Below are 1734 nucleotides of genomic sequence, written 5' to 3'. Positions count from 1 at the left end.
CTTCATGACCATCCGCTTCAAGGACGGCCGCTCGACCTTCCTCGATTTCCGCGAGCGGGCGCCGCTCGCCTCGACGAAGACCATGTATCTCGACAAGGACGGCGAGCCGGTGAAGGGCGCCAGCCTTGACGGCTATCTCGCGGTCGGCGTGCCGGGCTCGGTGGCCGGTTTTGAAACGGCACGGGAAAAATACGGCACGCTGACGCGGCAGGACTTGATGGCGCCGGCCATCCGCTATGCCAAGGACGGCTTCGTGCTCGAGCAGGGCGATGTCGCCTCGCTCGAACGCGGCGCCGAACGGCTGGCCAAGAACGCGGCCGCGGCTGCCATCTTCCTGAAGCCGGACGGCAAGCCTTATGCCATCGGCGAGCGCCTTGTTCAGGCTGATCTCGCCGCCTCGCTCTCAGCGATTTCGGAGCAAGGTCGAGATGCCTTCTACAAAGGACCGATCGCCGACGGCATCGTTAGGGCCAGCGCGGAGAAGGGCGGCATTCTGGCCAAGGCGGATTTCGAGAACTACGCGGTCCGCGAGCTCGAGCCGGTGACCTGCAATTACCGCGGCTATGAGATCACCTCCTCGCCGCCACCGAGCTCGGGCGGCGCCATCATCTGCGAGATCCTCAACGTACTGGAATTCTATCCGCTGTCCTATCTTGGCGCGGGTTCCGCCGAAACCGTCAAAATCATGGTCGAGGCAATGCGCCATGCCTATGTCGACCGCAATTCGGCGCTCGGCGATCCCGACTTCGTCGACAATCCGGTCGAAAAGCTGCTGGACAAGGCCTATGCAAAAGAAATCCGTGAAAAGATCGATCCGTTCCGGGCCGGCGTGTCGCAGGAATTGATGCCGAAGGGTTTTGGCGAGAGCCAGGAGACGACGCATTATTCGATCGTCGACAATGACGGCAACGCCGTCGCGGTAACCTATACGCTGAACGGTTCGTTCGGCGCCGGCGTCGTCGCCGACGGCACCGGCATCCTGCTCAACAACGAGATGGACGATTTCACCCAGAAACCGGGCGTGCCCAATCTCTACGGCCTCGTACAGGGCGAGGCGAATGCGATCGAGCCGAGGAAGACGCCGCTGTCGTCGATGAGCCCGACCATCGTGGCCAAAGACGGCAAGCCGTTCATGGTCATCGGCAGCCCCGGCGGCTCGCGCATCATCACCATCACGCTGGAAGCGATCGTCAACGTTGTCGATCATGGCATGAACATCCAGGAGGCGATCGACGCGCCGCGCATCCACCACCAGTGGCTGCCAGACACGGTCTATATCGAACCGTTCGGCCTGTCGCCCGATACCGAAAAGCTGCTTGCCGGCATGGGCTACCACCTCGATGTCACCGAGGCGACCTGGGGCCAGGCGGCCGGCATCCTGGTCGGCGGCAAGAGCCTGGCCGAGATCGAGAAGGGCGGCGGCGCCCGCTACAACGGCGCTATCGACAGCCGCGCCGCATCCGGCGAGGCGATCGGATATTAAATTTCGTGCGCCCCGGGTCTGTTGAGATTCAGGTCAGGCCGAGCCGGAGTCGAAGACGGGCGCGAAGCGACCAGACTGCGTGGTTTCCGAGAACCGGAACGGAGCGTACTTTCGGTACGCGAGTACCGGAAGTGCAGGAGACCGCCATTCGCAGGCCGGCATCATCTAAATATCGGCAGACCATCAGATGACCAGCGTTATGGTGGACGCAATCAGCATCACCGCCGCGATGCCGACGAACAAGGCATAGA

Annotated in this window: 1 protein-coding gene; it reads left to right on the top strand. The window is 62.6% G+C overall.

All coding sequences use genetic code 11. From position 1 onward, the window contains the following. A partial coding sequence (ggt, locus tag EOA86_RS33395) for a gamma-glutamyltransferase (protein WP_127212460.1) occupies positions 1-1483 on the top strand: 1483 nt, incomplete at its 5' end. Between the last annotated feature and the right edge of the window lie 251 nt (positions 1484-1734).

Origin of the sequence: Mesorhizobium sp. M5C.F.Ca.IN.020.32.2.1 (assembly GCF_004023105.1) — a bacterium.
Taxonomy (GTDB): Bacteria; Pseudomonadota; Alphaproteobacteria; order Rhizobiales; family Rhizobiaceae; genus Mesorhizobium; species Mesorhizobium wenxiniae.
This window is presented reverse-complemented; position numbering and strand designations above follow the sequence as displayed.